Here is a 20,707-nt window from a genome sequence, read left to right as displayed (position 1 = left end):
GAGACACGAGATAGGAGCCTCTTTTGAAGCTCATCATCGCCGAGAAAAACGACGCCGCGCGTCAGATCGCCGAGCGTCTGTCCACGGGCAAACCCAAAAAGGACAAGGTGTACAACACCGCCATCTACCGTTTTGAGTGGAAGGGCGAGGAGTGCGTGACCATCGGCCTTGCCGGTCACATTCTGGCGCCCGATTTTTGCGACAGCGTGCTGTTCGATAAAAAGCTGGGCTGGTATTCGGTCACGGAGGACGGCGAAATGCTGCCGGCCGACATGCCCGATGGCCTGGCTCGTCCGCCCTACGACACCAAGCGCAAGCCGTTTCTTGCCGACGGTATCTCCATCAAGGGCTGGAAGCTCGAGAGCCTGCCCTATCTCACCTGGGCGCCCGTCATTAAGCTGCCGGCCGAGAAAGAACTCATTCGTTCGCTCAAGAACCTCGCTAAAAAGTCCGACAGCGTCATCATCGCCACGGACTTCGATCGCGAGGGCGAGCTGATCGGTTCGGACGCCCTCAACAAGGTGCGCGAGGTTGCGCCCGACTTGCCGGTTGCCCGCGCCCAGTATTCTTCGTTTACCAAGGCCGAGATCACGCAGGCCTTCGACAATCTTGTCTCGCTCGACCAGAATCTGGCCGACGCTGGCGAGAGCCGTCAGCACATCGACCTTATCTGGGGCGCGGTGCTCACGCGCTACCTGACGCTCGCCAAGTTTGGCGGCTTTGGCAACGTGCGCTCCGCCGGCCGCGTGCAGACGCCGACGCTCGCCCTGGTGGTCGAGCGCGAGCGCGAGCGCATGGCGTTTGTGCCCGAGGACTATTGGCAGATTCGCGGCATGGGTGCCGCGCAGGGCGCTGCCGAGGACGATCGCTTTAAGATTGCCCACAAGACGGCACGTTTTACCGACAAGGATGCTGCCGAGACGGCGTATGGTCACGTCGACGGCGCCAAGACGGCAACCGTCGCCGCGGTGACCAAGCGTTCGCGTAAGCAACAGCCGCCCACGCCGTTCGCGACGACCTCGCTGCAGGCTGCCGCCGCGGCCGAGGGCATCTCGCCTGCGCGTACGATGCGCATCGCCGAGTCCCTCTACATGGCGGGCCTCATCAGCTATCCGCGTGTCGACAACACCGTGTACCCCGCGACGCTCGATCTGGGCGCCGTGGTGAGCGACTTGGCAAAGATCAACCCGGCGTTGGCGCCCGTGTGCAAAAAGGTGCTCGCCGGTCCCATGAAGCCCACGCGCGGCAAGGTCGAGACCACCGACCACCCGCCTATCTATCCCACGGGCGAGGGCGATCCGTCCACGCTCGACGGCGGCCAGCGCAAGCTTTACGACCTCATCGCCCGCCGCTTCCTGGCAACGCTCATGGGTCCCGCGACCATCGAGAACACCAAGCTCGAGCTCGACGTCAACGGCGAGCCGTTCGTGGCTTCGGGCGACGTGCTCGTGACCCCGGGTTTCCGCGAGGCGTACCCGTACGGACTCAAGCGCGACGAGCAGATGCCGCCGCTGGAGCAGGGCGACACGGTCGACGTGTTCGACATTAAGCTTGAGGCCAAGCAGACCGAGCCGCCCGCGCGCTACAGCCAGGGCAAGCTCGTGCAGGAGATGGAAAAGCGCGGCCTGGGCACCAAGTCCACGCGCGCGAGCATCATCGAGCGCCTGTACGCCGTGCGCTACCTCAAAAACGATCCCGTGGAGCCGAGCCAGCTGGGCATCGCCATCATCGACGCGCTGACGCAGTTTGCCCCGCGCATCACGAGCCCCGATATGACCAGCGAGCTCGACGGCGACATGACTCGCGTCGAGCGCGGCGAGGACACCGAAGAGCATGTCGTGACGCACTCGCGTGCGCTGCTGGCCGGCGTGCTCGACGAGCTGCTCAAGCATACGCAGGAGCTCGGCGACGCCATCAGCGACGCCGTCACGGCCGATGCGCGCGTGGGCGCCTGCCCCAAGTGCGGCAAGGACCTGGTTATGAAGACGAGCGCCAAGACCCGCGGCAGCTTCATTGGCTGCATGGGCTGGCCCGACTGCGACGTGACCTATCCGGTGCCGAGCGGCGTCAAGGTGAGCCCGCTCGAGGGCGAGGCCGCCGTGTGCCCCGAGTGCGGTGCGCCGCGCATCAAGTGTCAGCCGTTCCGCCAGAAGGCTTTCGAGATTTGCGTGAACCCGACGTGCCCCACCAACTACGAGCCCGACCTTAAGGTGGGCGAGTGCAAAGTGTGTGCCGAGGCAGGGCGCCATGGCGACCTGATCGCGCACAAGAGCGAAAAGAGCGGCAAGCGCTTTATCCGCTGCACCAACTATGACGATTGCGGCGTGAGCTATCCGCTGCCGGCGCGTGGCAAGCTCGAGGCGACGGGCGAGACCTGTCCCGAGTGCGGCGCCCCCATCGTGGTGGTCAACACGGCGCGCGGTCCGTGGCGTATCTGCGTCAACATGGACTGCCCGACCAAGGAGAAGAAGCCCGCCCGCGGCCGCAAGACCGCGACTAAGGCGAGCACGGCAAAGAAGACCACGGCTAAGAAAGCCACTGCCGCCAAGAAGACGACCGCGAAGAAGTCGACTGCCAAGAAAGCAGCCGCCGACAAGTAACGGCGCAGTCGAAACAGTGCCCAAAAAACGAGCGAGGGTCCCATGATCCTCGCTCGTTTTTTGACCGGCAGTTAGGGACGTTCCTTTTCTGCCGGCAGTTTAGGAACGTCCCTAACTGCCGGCTCGGGAACGACAAAGCGCTAGTTCACCTCGACAGGCTTGGCGCCGGGATAGCGCTCCTCAAAGTCTAGGCGGTACTTATTGTCATTGGTGCCCGCCACGTTGTCGCGCGACAGCGGCGCCACGATCTCATTCTTGTGGTCCGCAGGCTTGGCGTATTTCAGGCTGATCTCCCAGGCATCACAGATTGCGTCAATGCGGTGATCCAGGTCGTCGTACAGGGCGATGATGTCCTTCCAGGAGCTGTAGTTCTTGGAGCTCGTCGGGACGTCCAGGTCCTCGACGATGTCGTAATACTGCTCGATGGTGTCCTCCGTGCGCTCGGCGACGTCGGCGAGATTTTGACGGGTGGTTCGATCCTCTTCCAGATAGTTGCCGTTGAAGTTCTGCGCGCAGCCACGGACCTGGCTGTCGAGATCTTCGAGCAGGTCGTAGTATTCGCTCAGGCGACGGTAGAGGTTCTGCTCGGAGAGCGTTGCTTCGCCGCCATCCTCGTCGTCATCGTCATCATCGTCGTACAGACTGTTGGGATCGCCGAGAGGCTTTAGGTCATCGTCGTCGACGTCATGGTGCAGCTTAACTACCTCGGCAGTCGTCTGCGTGGCGGCGTTGTCGAACGGTCTGATTGCAAAGAAGATGACCAGGGCGATGATGATCGCCACCAGCACAACGATAACGGCGATAAGCGGCCCGGTGCCGCTCTTTTTGGGAGCGGGGGTCTGTGGCGAAGCGGGTGCGTATGCGGGAGCCGGCTGCTGTTGGGGCGAGCCGCTCGCGACGGGTATGCGCTGCGTGGTCTCGACGGCCTCGGTCCTTACGGCGGGGTCGGGGCTATAGGCGAGGGAGTCGTCCGCCTTGGCTTGCGGCGTATCAAGGGAGCCGGTCTGCTCAAAAGCGGGCTGGCTATCGCTCGCGGCTGTTTGCTCAACGGGTGCACCGCACGAGGTGCAGAACTTGGCATCATCTGCAAGAAGCTTGCCGCACGAGGCGCAATACCGAGACATTGCCACTCCTTTCGCCATATTTCAATGCAATACGACGATTATACCCAGCATCCAAAATTCCCCATCATACGTTACGGTGAAATAGGGGCTGTTTGGCGGTCTCAGAGCTTCAATCAGCCCCTATTTCACCGCAACTTTGGAAAGGCGCCTTTAACCATTGGGGACGCGCCGAGCACTGGGGTATCATGGCTTGGTTGATATATCTGCATTTACGCGCCTTGTAGGAAGGGGCTGCGCCCATGGCTTTTGAGCCTGCTCAACATAGCTTTATCACGCTCGAGGGCGTCGACGGTGCCGGCAAGTCCACGCAGGCGCGCCTGCTTGCCCGTGCGCTCGACCTCGCTGGCTATCAGGTCGTAACTCTGCGCGAGCCGGGTGGCACTGCCATCAGCGAAAAGATTCGCGCTTTGCTGCTCGACCCCGCCAACACGGCGATGGGAGACACCTGCGAGTTGCTGCTCTACGAGGCGGCGCGTGCCCAGCTGGTGCACGAGGTCATCGCGCCCGCCCTTGCGGCCGGCAAGGTGGTCCTGTGCGATCGCTTCTACGATTCCACGACCTGCTACCAGGCATTTGCCGATGGCCTCGATCGCCAGATGGTGCGCGACGCCAACAACCTGGCCGTCGCGGGAACGCACCCGGCACTCACACTCGTCTACCACATCACGCCCGAGCAGGCGGCGCTGCGCATGGCGGCCCGCGGTGCGACCGATCGCATGGAGGCCAAGGGCATGGCCTTCCAGGAGCGTGTCTATCAGGGATTTTGTGCCATTGCCGCCGAGGAGCCAGACCGCGTAAAGCTCATCGACGCGACCGCGTCCATCGAAGACGTCTTCGCGCAGACGGTCGAGCAGGTTCGCGCGTACGGTCTCGACATTCCGCGGGAAGCCGTCGCCGCCGCGCTTGCCAAGGAGGCCGAGTAACATGGCCCCCGCTCAGGCAAGCCTGCTGGCCAAGCTCAACACCCAAGAGCGCGTGCGCGACTTTTTGACCAATGCCGTCGCTAGCGGTCGCGCATCGCACGCCTACCTGTTTTTGGGTGCGCCCGGCGCGGGCAAGCTCGACGCCGCGTGGGCGCTCGCCCAAGCCTTCCTGTGCGAGCAGGACGGCTGCGGCGCATGCGACAGCTGCGTGCGCGTTGCTCGGCATACGCATCCCGACGTGCGCTATTACACTCCCGAGAGCGCCACGGGTTACCTCATTGCCCAGACCCGCGAGCTGCTCGATGACGTGCCGCTGGCGCCCATCCGCGCCAAGGCAAAGGTCTACATCATCGACCGTGCCGAGCAACTGCGTGCCAACACCGCCAACGCACTGCTCAAAACGCTCGAGGAGCCGCCCGAGGGCGTTATGTTTATCTTGCTGGGCACCTCGGCCGACGTGATGCTGCCCACTATCGTGAGTCGTTGCCAGTGCGTGCCGTTTCGGCTGGTATCGCCCGCCGTCGCCGCGCAGGCCGTGAGCCGCGCCACCGGTCAGGACCCTGCGCGTTGCCGCATGGCGGTCGCCGTGGCGGGAAGCCCCACACGCGGCATCGAGTTTCTTAAGAGCGCCGAGCGCCAGGATGCTCGCCGCCAGATGGTCCGCGCCATCGATTCGCTCATCGCCGCCGACGAGGCCGACGTGCTCAGCCGCGCCAAGTCGCTCATTGTCGCCGTTAAGGCGCCGCTCGCCGAGGTCAAGTCCACGCAGGAAAAGGTACTCGAGCAAAATGCCGACTACCTGTCGCGTGGAGCATTGAAGCAGCTTGAGGACCGCAACAAGCGCGAACTCAACGCGCGCGAGCGTTCGGGTATCATGGAAGCGCTGGCGAGCGCGCGGACGCTCATGCGCGACGTGCTGCTGACACTTCAGGATGAGGCGGCCGACGTCGTGAACGAGGATGTGCGCGACACGATCGGTCGGCTTGCCGCCGCGACCAATGTTGCGGGTGCCACCCAGGCGCTCGAGGCGGTCGCAACCGCCGAGCGCAACATCGCCAGAAACGTTACTCCCCAGCTGGCCATCGAGGTCATGCTGTTCGATATCAGGAAGGCACTGAAATGCCGTTAGTCGTACCCGTTAAGTTTACCTACGCCTCGCGCGACCTGTGGTTCGACCCGCAGGATCTGGATATCCTCGAGGCCGATTATGCTATCTGCTCCACCGAGCGCGGAACCGAGATCGGCTTGGTTACGGCCGATCCCTTCGAGGTGCCGCAAGACGAGATCGGTCAGCCGCTCAAGCCCGTGCTGCGCGTGGCGAGCGACATCGACCTGCAGCTTGCCGACGATCTTGCCATCCAGGGCGACGAGGCCATGGTCGATTTCCGCCGTCTGGTCAAAGAACTCGACCTCGAGATGAAGCCGGTCGGCGTCGAGTACCTGTTTGGCGGCGAGAAGGCCGTGTTCTACTTTGCGGCCGAGGAGCGCGTCGATTTTCGCCAGCTCGTCAAGGATCTGTCCTCGACGCTGCACATTCGCGTCGACATGCGCCAGATCGGCGTGCGCGACGAGACTCGCCTGGTGGGCGGCTATGCCCAGTGCGGCCAGGAGCTCTGCTGCACGCGCTTTGGCGGACAGTTTGAGCCCGTCTCGATCCGCATGGCAAAAGAGCAGGACCTGCCGCTCAATTCCTCCAAGATCAGCGGCGTGTGCGGCCGCCTGATGTGCTGCCTGCGCTACGAGTTCGAGGCCTACAAGGACTTTAAGAGCCGTGCGCCCAAAAAGAAGACGCTCATCGATACGCCGCTCGGCAAGGCGCGTATTCAGGAATATGACACGCCGCGTGAGCAGCTGGTGCTGCGCCTGGAGAACGGCAAGGTCTTTAAGGTCAACCTGGCCGATATGACCTGCTCGGAGGGCTGCAAAAAGAAGGCCGCCGAGCAGGGCTGCAACTGCCGCCCCGACTGCGTGACGCGCGACGTGCTCGAGCGCATCGAGTCGCCCGAGATGCGCCTGGCGCTCATGGAGCTCGACCGCGAGAACGGCGTCGACGTGGGCGATGGCCTGTCGAGCGCCGACCGTCTGGCCGGTACGTCGATGCCCAAGCGCCGTCGTCGCGATGCTGAATCCGATGCTCGCGCCGGTCAGAGCCAGGGCGAGGGCCGTGGCCGCGGAAAGGGCCGTGGCAATGCCGCAACGCCCGAGGCCGAGGAGGCCGCCGGTGGCCGCCGCCGTCGCAAGCGCGCGGGCTCGGGCGATGTCGGCGAGGCTGCAGCTGCAGGCAAGAACTCCTCCCGCGAGCGCGAGACTCAGCAGCCTCAGCAGCAAAACCGCGGCGGTGGCATGAACCCCACGCGCCGTCGCCGCCGTCACCTGTCGAGCGAGGAGCGCGAGGATGCCTTCCGCGCCGCAGCTGCTCGCGAGGCCGGTACCGCTTCCAAGGGTCCCTCGGGTTCCGATGCGCCTGCCGACAAGGGCGGCAAGTCACGTGGCGAGGATGAGCGCGCGCCGCGTCCGCGCCGTCGCCATTCCTCGGGCGCGCAACAGAAGCCCTCAGTGCCCTCCGTGGCCGATCAGGTCTCGGATGGCGAGGTCAAGGTCACGCGCCGTCGTCCCGGGGATGGCGGGGGAGCGGCTGCCAAGGCTTCGCGTGGCGCCGCTCGCGACGAGCGCGAGCCACGCGAGGATCGCGGTGGCGAGGGCTCGGCCGACCAGGGTCAAAAGCGCCGTCGCCGTCGCCGTTCCCGCAAGCCGCGCCAGGATGGTGGCGAGGGCTCGACCCCGTCTTCGTCCGCACCACAACCGCCCGCCGGCGAATAACGCCCGCGAGCGGATTTAGCCCGCCTTGCCCCGAGCGCATCGGGGTATCATAGCGCCGAATCAACAACCCTCCCTGCGACCGAACGTAGGGAGGGTTGTGTCTTGAAGAGCCATCTGAACAAATTGAGCCGTCTGCAGGGTGCCGGCGCCCTACCGTTTGCGGACGAATTGCTGCCGTTTGCCGAGCGGGCGGCACGCGAGGCACTCGAGGCATTGTCGCCAACACGATGTGCCGGCTGCGAGCGCGCCGGTGCGCTTATTTGCCAAGACTGCCTGGCCGCGCTCACGCTCATCGACCCACGTCATAGCTGTACCCGATGCGGCGCCCCGTTTGGGGATTTGCTGTGCACTGAGTGTTCGGTCGAGGGCACGTCCTCGGCAATGGCGGAGGCGCTCGACCGCTGCCTGGCGTGCGCCGTCTATGCGCATCCGCTGCCGCGCATCATTAAAGCGTACAAGGACGCGGGCGAGCGACGCCTGGCGCCGTATCTGGCGGAGCTGCTCTACGACACCGCCCTGCATGCCCAGGTCGTAGCGCCCGAACGCTTAGGAGGTGTGCTGTCCGGTGCGGATGCGGTGGTGTTTGTGCCTGCGACGGCGGCAGCGTTTCGGCGGCGTGGCTTTGATCATATGGAGGCCATTGCGCGCCCATTTTGCGAGCTGTCGGGTGTTCCCCTGCTCGATGCCCTCGTCAAGTACGGGCATGGCGACCAGCGCGAACTCGGTCGTGAGGAGCGTCGCGAGCGTGCCCAAGGCATGTACGAGACGGTTGAGGACGTGCACGGCCGCCGCCTACTGCTTATCGATGACGTTATCACCACGGGCGCGACCATGGCAGCAGCCTCGGCGGAGCTCAAGCGTGCCGGCGCTGCGGCAGTCGATGGCCTTGCTATCGCACGTGTTTGGTAGGGGTGGTTTTGTGGCAGTGAAGATAGCGCGTGCGGCCCGTCCCGACCTGCGAAATCTGTACTCGCGATGCGAATGACGCCCCTAACCTTAAACTTTAGCTTGAACTTAGCTATAATGCGCTACGTTCCTACCAGGCTGTGGTTGCGGACGGACGAAATGCCCGTCCTAGTCCAAGACAGACGCGGTCAAAGGGATCCACGTAAGCGACCGCGTGCGCGCGGCGCGATCATGGCGCGTCCTAGATGTAAGCCGCACCGTCCGTTCTACTTTCTTTGGGGCAATACCGCCTCGCGGGCGAGCGGGCCAGTCGTGAAGGTGGCTGCGGCCTCCCGAGCAAACACCCCGGTGCGCAAGTGTGGGGTCAAATACCAGGTCAGCTGGTGGGAACAATCTGATATTCCGCGCGACGCACGGATCGTATACGACACAGAAGGCAGGGTAGTGGACATGGTGAGGGGCAGCTTGATGCACGCGGCTCGGTTAGGTGCTGGGACCGCAGCGGTCATCGCCGTTTTGGGCCTGAGCGGATGCGCGTTCAACCCGCTGTCTACGTTCACGACTCCCACGATCGACCAGATCGAGTACGAGACCGTCACGCCCACGGTGTCGGATGATGCCCTGGTCACTCCCGGTACCCTGACGGTCGCCCTCGATACCTCCGATGCGCCGCAGGCCATGCAGGGCGCTGACGGCGAGCTCACGGGGTATGCAGTCGACGCTGCCCGCGCCCTCGCAAGCCGCATGGGCCTTAAGGTCGCCTTTGTCGATGCGTCCTCGGCAGGTTCCGCGCTCGGCGACAAAAAGGCTGATATCTTTATCGGCGAGATCAACTCTACGGACGGGGACGTTAGCTCGCTCGGCACCTGCCTGTACGATGCCGCTTCCGTGTTCGGTAAAACCAGCGATGGTGGGTCGCTAAGCGTTTCCACCGATACCCTTAACACGTCTACTCTGGGTATCCAGATGTCCTCGGCCTCGCAGGAGGCGCTTGCTAAGCAGAGCATCACCGCCAACCAAAAGACCTACTCCAACATCAACGAGTGCTTTGAGGCGCTCGAGTCCGGCGAGGTCGACTATGTGATCTGCGACTCCACGGCCGGCGGCTACCTTGCACGCCTGATGAGCGAGATCTCCTATGTCGGTGCGCTCGAGGCACCCTCGACGCTTGGTGTTGCGGGCCTCTCGTCCAATGACGAACTGTGCCGTGCCGTGAGCGATGCCCTCGATGGTATTACGGCCGACGGCACGCTCGAGGCGGTCCACTGCGTCTGGTACGGCACGATGCCCTACGACCTCACCACTAAGACGGTTTCGGGCGCTAACGTGCAGCCGGGCGACTCTGAGTCCAGTGAGACCACGTCCTCCGGCAGCGAGTCCTCCGATTCCAACAATGAGACCGCATCCTCCGAAGACAAATCGTCCAACCAGGAAGACACCATCACCGACGACGACATTAACAAGCTTAATAGCTAGTTATTGCTAGGGGTGGTGTCTCCTATACGTTGGAAAGGACGCCTCTTCACGGTTTCAACACGCACTGCCGGGCTTCCCCAATAGGGGAGCCCGGCTTTTTCATCTCTATAAAACCAGCAGGTCAAAGCCAATTTTCGGGACCAAATACAAAGTCGCCGGCTCCCTCCTATAGCGCACTTTGCCACAGAAAAGTGCGAGACTTCGGTATGCGGTATCAAGCAGTCGTTATTCGGGTCTTTGGGAATTCGCGTGATTAAATGCACGGCAATGGGTACATAGCCAGTACAGTAAGTCCCCGAGGCAGATTGGAGCCACGTATGGATATCAAGGTTTCTGGACGCAAGACGACGGTAACCGATGCTCTGCGTGCGCATGTGGATGAGAAAATCGGCGAGGCGCTCAAGGTTTTCGACATCGAGCCCATGACAGTCGACGTCGTGCTTCGTTATGAGAAGAACCCCTCGAACCCCAACCCGGCAATCGTCGAGGTCACGGTTCGTGCCCGCGGCTCTGTGATTCGCGTTGCCGAGCACGGCGCAGATATGTATGCCGCCATCGACCTCTCCGCCGATAAGGTTACCCGCCAGCTGCGCAAGTTCAAGACCAAGGTCGTGGACAACCGCCAGGGTGGTGCCAGCGCCGCGGATGTCGCACCGGTCGAGCGTGTCGAGGATCTGGCCGACCTGCTGCTGCCCGAGGAGGACGACGACCTGCTCGTCCGCGAGAAGGTCATCGATGTCACTCCGATGACTGAGGAGCAGGCGCTGGTGCAGACCGATCTGCTCGGCCACGACTTCTACGTGTTCGAGAACGCGACGACCGGCCTCATCAATGTGGTGTATCACCGTAAGAATGGTGGATATGGCATCATCAAGCCCCGCATCGAAACACTTGACGAGTAAAATACGTTAGCTTGCATGAGTTAACGGTTGGCGGCCATCCCATGCGGGTGGCCGCCTTTTTTACGTAAGGAGTCGCTTTGATGGACAAGGCTGCATCTACCGGCCATTCGGACCGTTGCCGCATCGTCGTCGATACCTGCTGCGACTTTAGCCCCGAGGTCGCCGCGAACCTTGATGTCGATATCCTGGGTTTCCCCTTCATTATCGATGGCGAGGAGCGCACGGACGATATCTGGTCGAGCATCACACCCAAGGAGTTCTACGACCGCATGCGTGCCGGCGCTCGCGTGTCTACCTCCGCCGTGTCGCTCGGTCGCTATATCGAGTTCTTTACCGAGTGCGCCAAAGAGGGCACGCCCACGGTCTACCTGTGCTTTACCTCGGCGCTGTCGTCGAGCTACAGCTCCGCGTGTCAGGCGGCAGATGCCGTGCGCGCCGAGTATCCCAACTTTGAGCTCTACGTGGTCGACAACGCTCTGCCCTGCGCGACTGGCGCGCTCCTGGCGCTCGAGGCCGTGCGCCAGCGTTCGGCGGGACTGACCGCCAAGCAGCTGGTCGATTGGGCAAACGAGGCAAAGACCTACGTCCACGGCTACTTTACGCTCGAGAGCTTCGACGCACTGGCTGCCGGCGGCCGCATTCCGCCCGCGGCGGCGCAACTCACGGCAAAGCTCGATGTCAAGCCCGAGCTCTCCTACGACCTGGCCGGCTCGCTGTCGCTGATTGGCGTCAACCGCGGCCGCAAGAAGGCGCTCAAGTCCATCCTCAAGTCGTTCCGTGAGAACTACGTGCCTGATCGCACTATGCCCATCGCCATCATGACGGCCGATGCCGAGAAGGACGGCGACTGGCTCGAAGCCGCCATCCGCAAGGAGGAGGGCTGCGCCGACGTCACCATCATCCGCAGCTCTGTGGGCCCCACCATTGGCTCGCACGTAGGCCCCGGCATGGTGGCTTGCGCGTTTTGGGGCAAGAACCGCGCCGAGAAGGCCTCGCTTTCCGACCGCATCGCGCGCCGTGTGCGCGGCGAGTAGACAGGCGCTACGACCACGGGCGCCCCGCAGCTCAAGCGCTGGCGCTGAGTATTCAACCTGGTAACAACACCCAACCCAAAAGGAAAGGTTTCATGGCAAATAAGCTCTCCGTCGCATTTATCGGCACCGGAATCATGGGTGCCCCCATCGCCGGCCACATCCTGGACGCCGGCTATTCCGTCACGGTCAACAACCGCACCAAGTCCAAGGCCGCAGCGCTCGTTGAGCGCGGCGCCGTCTGGGCCGATACGCCGGCAGATGCCGTGGCTAACGCCGATGTCGTCTTTACCATGGTGGGCTATCCCTCCGAGGTCGAGGAGCTCTACCTGGCGGGCGACGGCCTGCTCGCGTGCACCAAGCCGGGCGCGGTCTTGATCGACCTCACCACGAGCTCGCCCGAGCTCGCCCGTGACATTGCCGAGGCCGCCCAGGTCTCCGGTCGCATGGCGTTTGACTGCCCCGTCACCGGTGGCGAGTCGGGTGCTATCGCCGGTACGCTCACGGCTATCGTGGGCGCTACCGAGAACGACATCGCGCCGGTCCGCGATATCCTTGCCACCTTTACGGCCAACATCTGCTGCTTCGACGGCGCCGGCAAGGGCCAGGCTGCCAAGCTCGCCAACCAGGTGTCGCTGGGCGCCTGCATGGTCGGCATGGCAGACGCCATGGCGTTTGCCGAGCTGAGCGGTCTTGACCTGGAGAAGACCCGCCAGATGATCCTGGGCGGTACCGGCAAGTCCGGCGCCATGGAGAGCCTGGCTCCCAAGGCGCTCGACGGCGACTACAAGCCCGGCTTTATGGTCGAGCATTTCATTAAGGACCTGCGTCTGGCGCTCGCCTACGCCGATGACCGCGAGCTCGCGCTGCCCGGTGCCGACGTCGCCTTTACACTCTACGACATGCTCGATGCTATCGGTGGTGCCAAGCTGGGCACCCAGGCCATCACGGTACTCTACAAGGAGGAGGCCGACGCCATCGCTGCCGGTCTGGACTGGTCGCAGTATCGTCCCGAGGAGCACGGTGCCCACGAGGACGGCTGCGGTTGCGGCGAGCACGGCGACGACCACGAGTGCGGTTGCAGCCACCACCATGGCGAGGACCACGAGTGCTGCGGCGGTCACGGCCACGATGACGGCCACGAGTGCTGCTGCGGCCACCATCACGAGGAGTAGCGCCCATGAGCTGGACGTTCGTGGTGCTCGCGCTGGTACTCTTTATCTTTGCGATCTACATTGGCTTTTTGTGCGGCCAGTGGGCTTGCGAAAAGCGCGTCATCACCAAGCGCGACTACTGGATCGCCAATTTTGCGGGTGCGGCGGCAGTCGTCCTGCTGACTTGGGTGTTTTCGCTGTTCCCGCTGGTGCAGTTTGCGCCGATTGGCTGGCTCGGCGGCTTTATCGCCGGTCTTAAGATGAGCTTTGGCGAGTCCGTCGGACTGTGGCGCAAGCACGACGAGGTCTTTAACGTCAACAAGGCACACCGCGCCGCCGCCGACGCGGGCGACGCCGAGGAGCGTCGCCGTGCGCGTCGCAACGGCGCGGCCGACCGACAGCTCATCTCGGTCACCGACGACAGCAAGGGTGCTGGCAAGCACGCTAAGAAATAGTAAGAAGAGGTAACTATGGCAGAAAATAAAGACGAACAGCTCACCGATGAGGAGCTGGCACAGCTCCAGCTGGCAGAGGAGAACGAGAACGCCGTCGACCGCCTGGTCAAGGAGCTCGGCTGCCCCACGCGCCGCATCCGCCAGTTTGCCGCCCGCGTGCTGCACCTGCTTGCCGAGCGCGATCCGCAGCGCGTCGTGCCCTGCGTGCCCGCGCTGATCGAGGCGCTCGACCGCCCCGAGGCTCAGACCCGCTGGGAGGCCCTCGATGCTCTGGCGGCACTCGCCACCACCTGCCCCGAGCAGCTGGGCGATGCCTTTGAGGGCGCCGAGACCGCGCTGTTCGACGAGATTTCCTCCACGCTGCGCTATGCCGCCTTCCGCCTGCTGTGCGTGTGGGGCGCCACGAGCGTCGAGCGTTCGCGCGAGGCTTGGCCCATCCTGGACGAGGCTATCCAGTGCTACCACGGCGACCTCGAGTATCGCGACATGCTCGGTTGCCTGTACGAGTTTAGCCAGGGAGAGATCGACGCCGAGGTCGCCGAGAAGCTCGCGCTGCGCCTTAAGTTCGACGCCGAGAACGGCAAGGGCAGCTATCTCAAGGCCCGTTCGAGCGAGATTTGCGAAATGCTTGTTAAACGTTTTGGCCTGGATCTCTCCAAAAAGAAGAAGCGTGCTAGCGTTAAAAAATCTGAGGCCGCCGAAGACGAGGAGTAACAGATTATGGCGCACGATGTAGTCCTGATTCCCGGTGACGGTATCGGTCCCGAGATTACGCAGGCCATGCGCCGCGTGGTCGAGGCCACCGGTGTCCAGATCAATTGGAACGTCCAGGAGGCCGGTGCCGGCGTCATGGACGAGTTCGGCACGCCGCTGCCCCAGCACGTCCTCGATGCGGTCGCCGAGACCAAGGTTGCCATCAAGGGCCCCATCACCACGCCGGTCGGCACGGGCTTCCGCAGTGTCAACGTGGCCCTGCGCAAGCACTTTGACCTGTATGCCTGCGTGCGCCCTTGCCTGTCGCAGCCGGGCGACGGCTCTCGCTTCCGCGATGTCGACCTGGTTATCGTGCGCGAGAACACCGAGGACCTTTACGCCGGCATCGAGTTTGATGAGGGCGCTGTCGAGGTCGAGGAGCTCTCGCAGCTCGTCGAGCGTTCGGGCCAAAAGACCTTCGCCGCGGATTCCGCGATCTCGATCAAGCCGATCTCTATCGCCAAGAGCCGCCGTATTGTGGAGTACGCCTTTGAGTACGCCCGTCGTTGCGGCCGCAAAAAGGTGACGGCCGTGCACAAGGCCAACATCATGAAGGCGACCGACGGTCTGTTCCTTCGCGTTGCGCGCGAGGTGGCCGCCAACTATCCCGATATCGAGTTCAACGACAAGATCGTCGACGCCACCTGCATGGGCCTGGTCCAGAACCCCAACGACTTCGATGTCCTGGTGCTGCCCAACCTGTACGGCGACATCGTGAGTGACCTGTGCGCCGGCCTGGTGGGCGGCCTGGGTATGGCTCCGGGTTCCAACATCGGTGCCGACTGCGCAATCTTTGAGGCTACGCACGGCTCCGCGCCCGATATCGCCGGTCAAGATATCGCCAACCCCACGGCCGAGATCCTCTCTGCTGCGATGATGCTCGATCACCTGGGCGAGAACGATGCTGCCAACCGCATTCGCGCCGCCGTCTCTGCCACGCTCGACGAGGGCGAGCAGGTTACCGGTGACGTGCGTCGTGCCCAGACCGGCTCCGTTGAGGGTGCCGTGGGCACGCAGGCCTTTGCCGATGCCGTTATCGAGCACCTGGCCTAAGGTATGCACGCTGCAAACGCCTAAATAGTACTTAAGTGTTTGCGTATAACCTAAGAATCAATACGCCCGGCGTTCTGCCGGGCGTATTCTATTGGGGACTATGTTTCCTAACAAGGAGTAACTGATATGGGTCTGATTCAAAAGAAGGACGAGAAGGACGAGATCGACGGCATCCAGATCATCGAGCGCGGCGAAGGCCCCGACGGTGATGAGGACGAGAAGATCGACCTGGTCGCCGGCACGTCTGCCGAACATATTGCCGCCGGCACGACCGCCGAGGAGGAGGACGCTCGCCTGGAGGCAAAGATCGCCGCGGACGCCGCCGACGAGAACCTCATGCCCGAGGAGCAGGATGAGGACAACGACTCCGACGTGGACGACCACGCTTGCAAGCACAAGAAGACGATGATTGCCGCCTTTGTTGTTGCAGTCGTGATCGCTGCGGTGGTTGGCTTCTTTATTGGCAATGGCGGTTTTGGCGGCAAGGGTGTCGGCTCGGCGACCCTGACCGAGGACCAGCTCGATTCGACCGTGGCAAGCTATAGCTACAACGGCAAGAAGAGCGACATCACCGCGCGCGAGGCCATCGAGAGTCAGTACAGCCTCGATACCGTCAAGGATAGCGATGGCAACTACACCGCTCCTTCTGCCGATGTTATCCTGTCCTACGTGCGCAACAAGATCCTGCTCGACGCTGCCGAGGACGAGGGCATTACCGTCTCTTCTAAGGAAATGAAGCAGTATGCCGAGGATTCCATCGGCACTTCGGACTACAAGACCATGGCCACGCAGTATGGCGTGTCCAAGGACCAGGCCAAGCAGATCGTTCGCCAGTCCGCGACGCTGCAGAAGCTCTACAAGAAGAAGGTGGGCGACAACTCCGCGACTATGCCGACCGCTCCGACCGAGCCTTCTGACGGCAACGAGGAGACCGCGAGCAAGGACTACGCCGATTACATCATCAACCTTGCCGGTGACGAGTGGGATAGCTCAAAGGGCACTTGGAGGGATGCCGACAGCACCTATGCCAAGGCCTTTGCCGATGATGCCTTTACGACCGATAGCGCTACCTATAAGCAGGCCATGACCGCCTACTACACTGCTTATCAGCAGTATTCCTCGCAGGCTTCGAGCGCCAGCTCCAAGTGGACCGAGTATGCTAACGGCCTCTACGCCAAGGCCAACATCAGCATCTACGGCCTGTTTGCGTAAGGTTTGCCTGAGCCGCCGAGCGCGTAGCCAAAAATCTGATAAGCCCGCTAGAACGGATATCGTTCTAGTGGGCTTTTTGCACTGTGTGGAGGGCAATGGGAGGGGGTGGTTGTATGCAAATTTTGGGACACTTTATTCATATAAAGTGAAAACGATTTCGGCTAAACTGGTAGTAACAATGTGGTACCACTGTTCATCTGGTAGTAACCAATTTTGAGACGAAATCGAATGGAAATTGCTAAGAATTAGTTTGGTAATGAAATATATGCAACATGTCTACCTGCGCAAATTACCGTTTACGGGCCAAAAATAACCGTTTGGCAACGATATAGTAATTTGAACGAAATGTGGTGGACGTTTGAATTGAGTGTGTGCTACCGTACATACCAGCAACCCCAAATAGGGACTGGGTTGTCTAAGTTTGCGCATCAATGCCGGCAAGCGGAGAAGCCGGTATGCATAAGGCGCGGACATGGAACTCGTTGGTGAACAACGAAAGAAAGGTTGGAGGAGATACCATATGATGAAGTACCTCCAGAAGCTCGGCAAAGCGCTAATGCTTCCCGTCGCGGCGCTTCCCGTCGCAGGTATTCTTATGGGTGTGGGCTACCTGCTCGCTCCCGCAGTCATGGGTGCTGCCGGTGACACTACCGGTTTTGCCTATACCGCCGGTTTCCTGCTCATCAAGGCAGGCGGCGCTCTTATCGATAACATGGCCTGGCTGTTCGCAGTCGGCGCCGCTGTCGGCCTTGCCGACGATCACGATGGCACCGCTGGCCTCGCTGGCCTCGTCGCCTTCCTGATGATCCAGCAGCTCCTGAACCCCGCTGTTGTTGGTACCATTCGTGGTATGGACGCCGATGCTCAGACCGCTTGGCTTGCCACGACCGAGGGCATCGCGTTCTCCAAGATCGCTGGTAACTCCTTCATCGGCATCCTGTCCGCCATCATCGGTGGCACTTGCTACAACAAGTTCAAGGACACCCGTCTTCCCGACTGGCTGGCTTTCTTCTCCGGCAAGCGTTGCGTCGCCATCATGACCGCCGTCATCTGCATCGTCGTCTCCGTCGTCCTGCTCTTTGCTTGGCCGCTCATCTTCGGTGCTCTTGTTGCTCTTGGTGAGGGTATCGCCGCCATGGGCGGTATCGGCGCTGGCATCTACGCCTTCCTCAACCGCCTGCTCATCCCGACCGGTCTGCACCACGCTCTGAACAACGTGTTCTGGTTCGACACCATCGGCCTGGGCGACCTGACCCACTTCTGGGCTGGCGAGACCTCTGCTGACGTCAAGTGGAGCCTCGGTATGTACATGTCCGGCTTCTTCCCCTGCATGATGTTCGGTGTCCCGGGCGCTGCCCTGGCTATGGTTCAGACCGCTAAGAACAAGAAGGCTGCTATCGGCCTGGTTGTCTCCGCTGCTATCTGCGCCTTCGTCTGCGGCGTCACCGAGCCCTTCGAGTTCGGCTTCATGTTCCTGTGCTTCCCGCTCTACGTCGTGTACGCTGCCCTCTACGGCATCTTCACCATCGTCACCTACTATGTTGGTTTCCGTGCTGGCTTCTGCTTCTCCGCTGGTGCTACCGACCTCCTCTAGCCTCCCGGCTGCCGCCAACACCTGGATGATCATCCCGCTGGGCATCGCTGCCTTCGTGGTCTTCTACCTCGTGTTCCGCTTCGCCATCACCAAGTTCAACCTCATGACGCCTGGTCGCGAGGATGAGGATGTCGAGGAGACCTCCGCTTCCGCCGCTGCTGGCGACGACAAGTTCGCCGCTCTGGCCGCCGCTGTTCTTGCTGCCGTCGGTGGCAAGGAGAACGTCAAGACCGTTGACTGCTGCGCTACTCGCCTGCGCTTCGAGCTCGGCGATTCCGCTCTGGTCGACGAGGCTGCCTGCAAGAAGGCCGGCGCTCTGGGTGTCATGAAGATGGACAAGGGTGCTACCCAGGTCATCATCGGCACGCAGGTCCAGGCTGTTGCCGAGGAGCTCAAGAAGCTTCTCTAAGCCTTAAAGACGTATCTGTCTTGCAAAGGGTCGTCCCGCTCCGCGGGGGCGGCCCTTTTTGCTACCTCAATACTTGATGCAGCGATGTAATTGGTATTACAGTACACAGGCAATCAACTGGCAAACATTATTGAAATATGCTTGTTGACCTGCTGTTATTCCAATAAAACTGCTATAGTACGTGGTGTCTGGTTACAACCAATTTCGAGTCATTTATCCGGCAGGTATCATTATGGCAATGGGAGCGCGCAAACAACCTCTGTACGATCAGCTCGTCGATTTGCTGACCGATAAAATCGATCACGAGCTTCGACCCGGCGACTATTTGCCGTCTGAGCGTGACTTGTCGGAGCGCTACGGGCTCTCGCGTACGACGGTTCGCCTTGCCCTACAGGAGCTTGAGCGCCTAGGCTTGGTGGTTCGTCAGCGCGGCCGTGGAACCATGGTGTGCGACCGCTCTCTGCAAACGGCAAACCTCTCGCAGACCTATAGCTTTACTGAGCAGATGAAGGCGATCGGCCGTGTGCCCAAGACGACGATTCTTGAGTTTACCGAGGTCGAGGCTGACAAGAATATTGCCATAGAGATGAACGCGCGTCTTGGCGAGCGTCTGTACAAGATCAAGCGCCTGCGTATTGCCGATGGTGTGCCGCTGATGATTGAGTGTACATATCTGCCGAGTCGTAAGTTCTTTGCGCTTAAGCGCCCCATGATCGAGAACAAATCGCTATACGACATGATCGAGCAGGACTTTCACGAGAAAGTTCGCGTGGCAGAGGAGGAATTCTACGCGAGTATTGCCCGCCATTCCGACGCTCGTTTGCTCGAGATTGCCGAAGGCGCACCGGTCCTGGATTTGATTCGTACCACATATGACATGAACAACGAGGTTATCGAGTATACGCGTTCGGTTGCGCGCGCCGACCAGTTTAAATACAAGGTCTACCACAACCGCGCAGTCTAGAGTTATTGGGTATAAACGGCTTGGCGTGTTTTGCGGCGGGTGCAAAATGTGCCAAGCGCAAGAAGGCAACGAACAATCGCTCGAATTAACAATGCAGTGGTTTTTGATCCGCCCTAAAACACACTGCGGGTACGGGAGCATAGATGAGCACGTATGCTATCAAGGCCGACAAGTTCTTTTTGCCGGCGGGGCCGCAGCTGGGCGGCTACCTCATGGTCGAAGATGGCGTCTTTGGCGCTTGGCAGGCCGATGAGCCCGCTTGTGAGATCAAAGATTATTCGGGTACATGGATTGCGCCGGGCATGGTGGACACTCACATTCATGGCTTCTATAACCATGCCACGACCGATAACGATGCCGAGGGTATCAACATCAGCTCGACCGAGCTCGCTCGTCGTGGTACCACCAGCTGGTTGCCTACGACCTTTACCGACGGTGTGGAGCAGATCAAGGACGCCTGCGCTGCCATTGCACAGGCTGACGAAGAGCGCGGACCTGAGTTCTGCGGTGCTCGTATTCAGGGCATCTACCTGGAGGGTCCGTTCTTTACCATGAAGCATGTGGGTGCCCAGAACCCTGCTTATCTGATCGATCCGTCCGAGAAAGTTTTTGACGAGTGGCAGGAGGCCGCCGGCGGTCGAATCGTCAAGAGCGCCATGGCGGCCGAGCGTGACGGCGCCGCCGCTTACGCCGCGGCTCTGAGCGCAAAGGGCGTCGTGACCTGCATTGGCCACTCCGATGCCACCTATGATGAGTGTGCTGCCGCCATCAATGCTGGCGCCAGCTGCTTTACGCATACCTACAACGGCCAGCGCGGTCTGCACCATCGCGAGCCCGGTGTTGTGGGCGCTGCTATGACCACGCCCAACACCTATGCCGAGATCATTTGCGACGGCAAGCATGTGAATCCTGCTGCTATCAAGGCCCTGCTGCAGGCCAAGGGCTGGCAGCACACAGTGCTGATCACCGATTGCCTGGGTTGTGGCGGCATGCCCGAGGGCAAGTACACCAGCGGTGGCATGGATGTCATTATGAAGGACAACCTTTGCTGGCTTGCCGATGGCTCTGCCATCGCCGGCTCGGTGCTCACGCTCGCACAGGGCGTCAAGAACATCGTCGACTGGGGTCTTGCGAGCGCCGATATCGCAATTCGCATGGCGACCGAAGTGCCCGCGCGCTCTGCTCACGTTGAGGATAAATGTGGCAGCATTATGCCTGGCCGCGATGCCGATTTTGTCGTGTTCAATCCCGACCTTACCCTGGTCGAGACGTATGTGGGTGGCAACAGCGTCGGTAACGCGTTTACCGAGTAGCCGCCAAAGAAGCGATCC

General features: G+C 61.6%; 18 protein-coding genes. 17 read left to right on the top strand and 1 reads right to left on the bottom strand.

All coding sequences use genetic code 11. The features are described from left to right. The first annotated feature begins 23 nt into the window (after positions 1-23). Positions 24-2,600, top strand: coding sequence for a DNA topoisomerase I (locus tag CSV91_RS06385; RefSeq protein WP_099432229.1), 2,577 nt, complete (start codon positions 24-26; stop codon positions 2,598-2,600). Between the two features lie 140 nt (positions 2,601-2,740). Here CSV91_RS06385 and CSV91_RS06380 read toward each other — a convergent pair whose 3' ends face one another. Then, on the bottom strand, positions 2,741-3,724 hold the full coding sequence (locus CSV91_RS06380) for a zinc-ribbon domain-containing protein (protein ID WP_157758006.1): 984 nt from the start codon (positions 3,722-3,724) through the stop codon (positions 2,741-2,743). A 239-nt stretch (positions 3,725-3,963) separates the two neighbouring features. Here CSV91_RS06380 and tmk point away from each other — a divergent pair, with 239 nt between their 5' ends. From tmk to nagA, 16 genes are all read left to right on the top strand, one after another. After that, positions 3,964-4,647 (top strand): dTMP kinase, encoded by a 684-nt coding sequence (gene tmk / locus CSV91_RS06375; RefSeq protein ID WP_099432227.1) that lies wholly within the window; start codon positions 3,964-3,966, stop codon positions 4,645-4,647. Position 4,648: 1 nt separating this feature from the next. Further along, the gene (locus CSV91_RS06370; RefSeq protein ID WP_099432226.1) at positions 4,649-5,776 is read left to right on the top strand and encodes a DNA polymerase III subunit; all 1,128 of its coding nucleotides are present in this window, start codon (positions 4,649-4,651) and stop codon (positions 5,774-5,776) included. After that, complete coding sequence (locus CSV91_RS06365) at positions 5,767-7,467, top strand: regulatory iron-sulfur-containing complex subunit RicT (RefSeq protein ID WP_099432225.1); 1,701 nt, start codon at positions 5,767-5,769, stop codon at positions 7,465-7,467. Before CSV91_RS06370 ends, CSV91_RS06365 begins: the two co-directional genes overlap by 10 nt. Positions 7,468-7,569: 102 nt before the next feature. Then, positions 7,570-8,376 (top strand): double zinc ribbon domain-containing protein, encoded by an 807-nt coding sequence (locus tag CSV91_RS06360; RefSeq protein WP_232049577.1) that lies wholly within the window; start codon positions 7,570-7,572, stop codon positions 8,374-8,376. A gap of 447 nt (positions 8,377-8,823) precedes the next feature. After that, complete coding sequence (locus CSV91_RS06355) at positions 8,824-9,849, top strand: substrate-binding periplasmic protein (RefSeq protein ID WP_232049618.1); 1,026 nt, start codon at positions 8,824-8,826, stop codon at positions 9,847-9,849. Between the two features lie 317 nt (positions 9,850-10,166). Then, positions 10,167-10,751: a ribosome hibernation-promoting factor, HPF/YfiA family gene (hpf, locus tag CSV91_RS06350; protein ID WP_055285508.1), complete on the top strand. Its 585-nt coding sequence runs from the start codon at positions 10,167-10,169 to the stop codon at positions 10,749-10,751. Positions 10,752-10,831: 80 nt separating this feature from the next. Continuing rightward, positions 10,832-11,785 carry a DegV family protein gene (locus tag CSV91_RS06345; RefSeq protein ID WP_099432223.1) on the top strand — a complete coding sequence of 318 codons (954 nt, stop codon included), beginning with the start codon at positions 10,832-10,834 and terminating at the stop codon, positions 11,783-11,785. Between the two features lie 92 nt (positions 11,786-11,877). Continuing rightward, on the top strand, positions 11,878-12,957 hold the full coding sequence (locus CSV91_RS06340) for an NAD(P)-dependent oxidoreductase (protein WP_099432222.1): 1,080 nt from the start codon (positions 11,878-11,880) through the stop codon (positions 12,955-12,957). Positions 12,958-12,962: 5 nt separating this feature from the next. After that, entirely contained in the window at positions 12,963-13,391 is a 429-nt protein-coding gene (locus CSV91_RS06335) for a hypothetical protein (protein WP_099432221.1), read from the top strand. A gap of 15 nt (positions 13,392-13,406) precedes the next feature. Beyond that, entirely contained in the window at positions 13,407-14,105 is a 699-nt protein-coding gene (locus CSV91_RS06330) for a hypothetical protein (RefSeq protein ID WP_099432220.1), read from the top strand. 6 nt (positions 14,106-14,111) lie between these two features. Continuing rightward, entirely contained in the window at positions 14,112-15,197 is a 1,086-nt protein-coding gene (locus CSV91_RS06325) for an isocitrate/isopropylmalate dehydrogenase family protein (RefSeq protein ID WP_099432219.1), read from the top strand. Positions 15,198-15,323: 126 nt separating this feature from the next. Beyond that, the gene (locus CSV91_RS06320; protein WP_099432218.1) at positions 15,324-16,409 is read left to right on the top strand and encodes a hypothetical protein; all 1,086 of its coding nucleotides are present in this window, start codon (positions 15,324-15,326) and stop codon (positions 16,407-16,409) included. Positions 16,410-16,929: 520 nt separating this feature from the next. Next, positions 16,930-18,003: a PTS transporter subunit EIIC gene (locus CSV91_RS06315; protein WP_197736860.1), complete on the top strand. Its 1,074-nt coding sequence runs from the start codon at positions 16,930-16,932 to the stop codon at positions 18,001-18,003. After that, positions 17,948-18,412 (top strand): glucose PTS transporter subunit EIIB, encoded by a 465-nt coding sequence (locus tag CSV91_RS10095; RefSeq protein WP_197736859.1) that lies wholly within the window; start codon positions 17,948-17,950, stop codon positions 18,410-18,412. The genes CSV91_RS06315 and CSV91_RS10095 overlap by 56 nt, the downstream gene beginning before the upstream one ends. A gap of 232 nt (positions 18,413-18,644) precedes the next feature. Next, a complete protein-coding gene (locus tag CSV91_RS06310; RefSeq protein ID WP_099432217.1) occupies positions 18,645-19,376 on the top strand; it encodes a GntR family transcriptional regulator in 732 nt (243 codons plus the stop codon). Positions 19,377-19,519: 143 nt separating this feature from the next. Continuing rightward, positions 19,520-20,689, top strand: coding sequence for an N-acetylglucosamine-6-phosphate deacetylase (gene nagA / locus CSV91_RS06305; RefSeq protein WP_099432216.1), 1,170 nt, complete (start codon positions 19,520-19,522; stop codon positions 20,687-20,689). The last annotated feature ends 18 nt before the right edge of the window (positions 20,690-20,707 follow it).

Source organism: Collinsella aerofaciens (genome assembly GCF_002736145.1).
Taxonomy (GTDB): domain Bacteria; phylum Actinomycetota; class Coriobacteriia; order Coriobacteriales; family Coriobacteriaceae; genus Collinsella; species Collinsella aerofaciens_A.
This window is presented reverse-complemented; position numbering and strand designations above follow the sequence as displayed.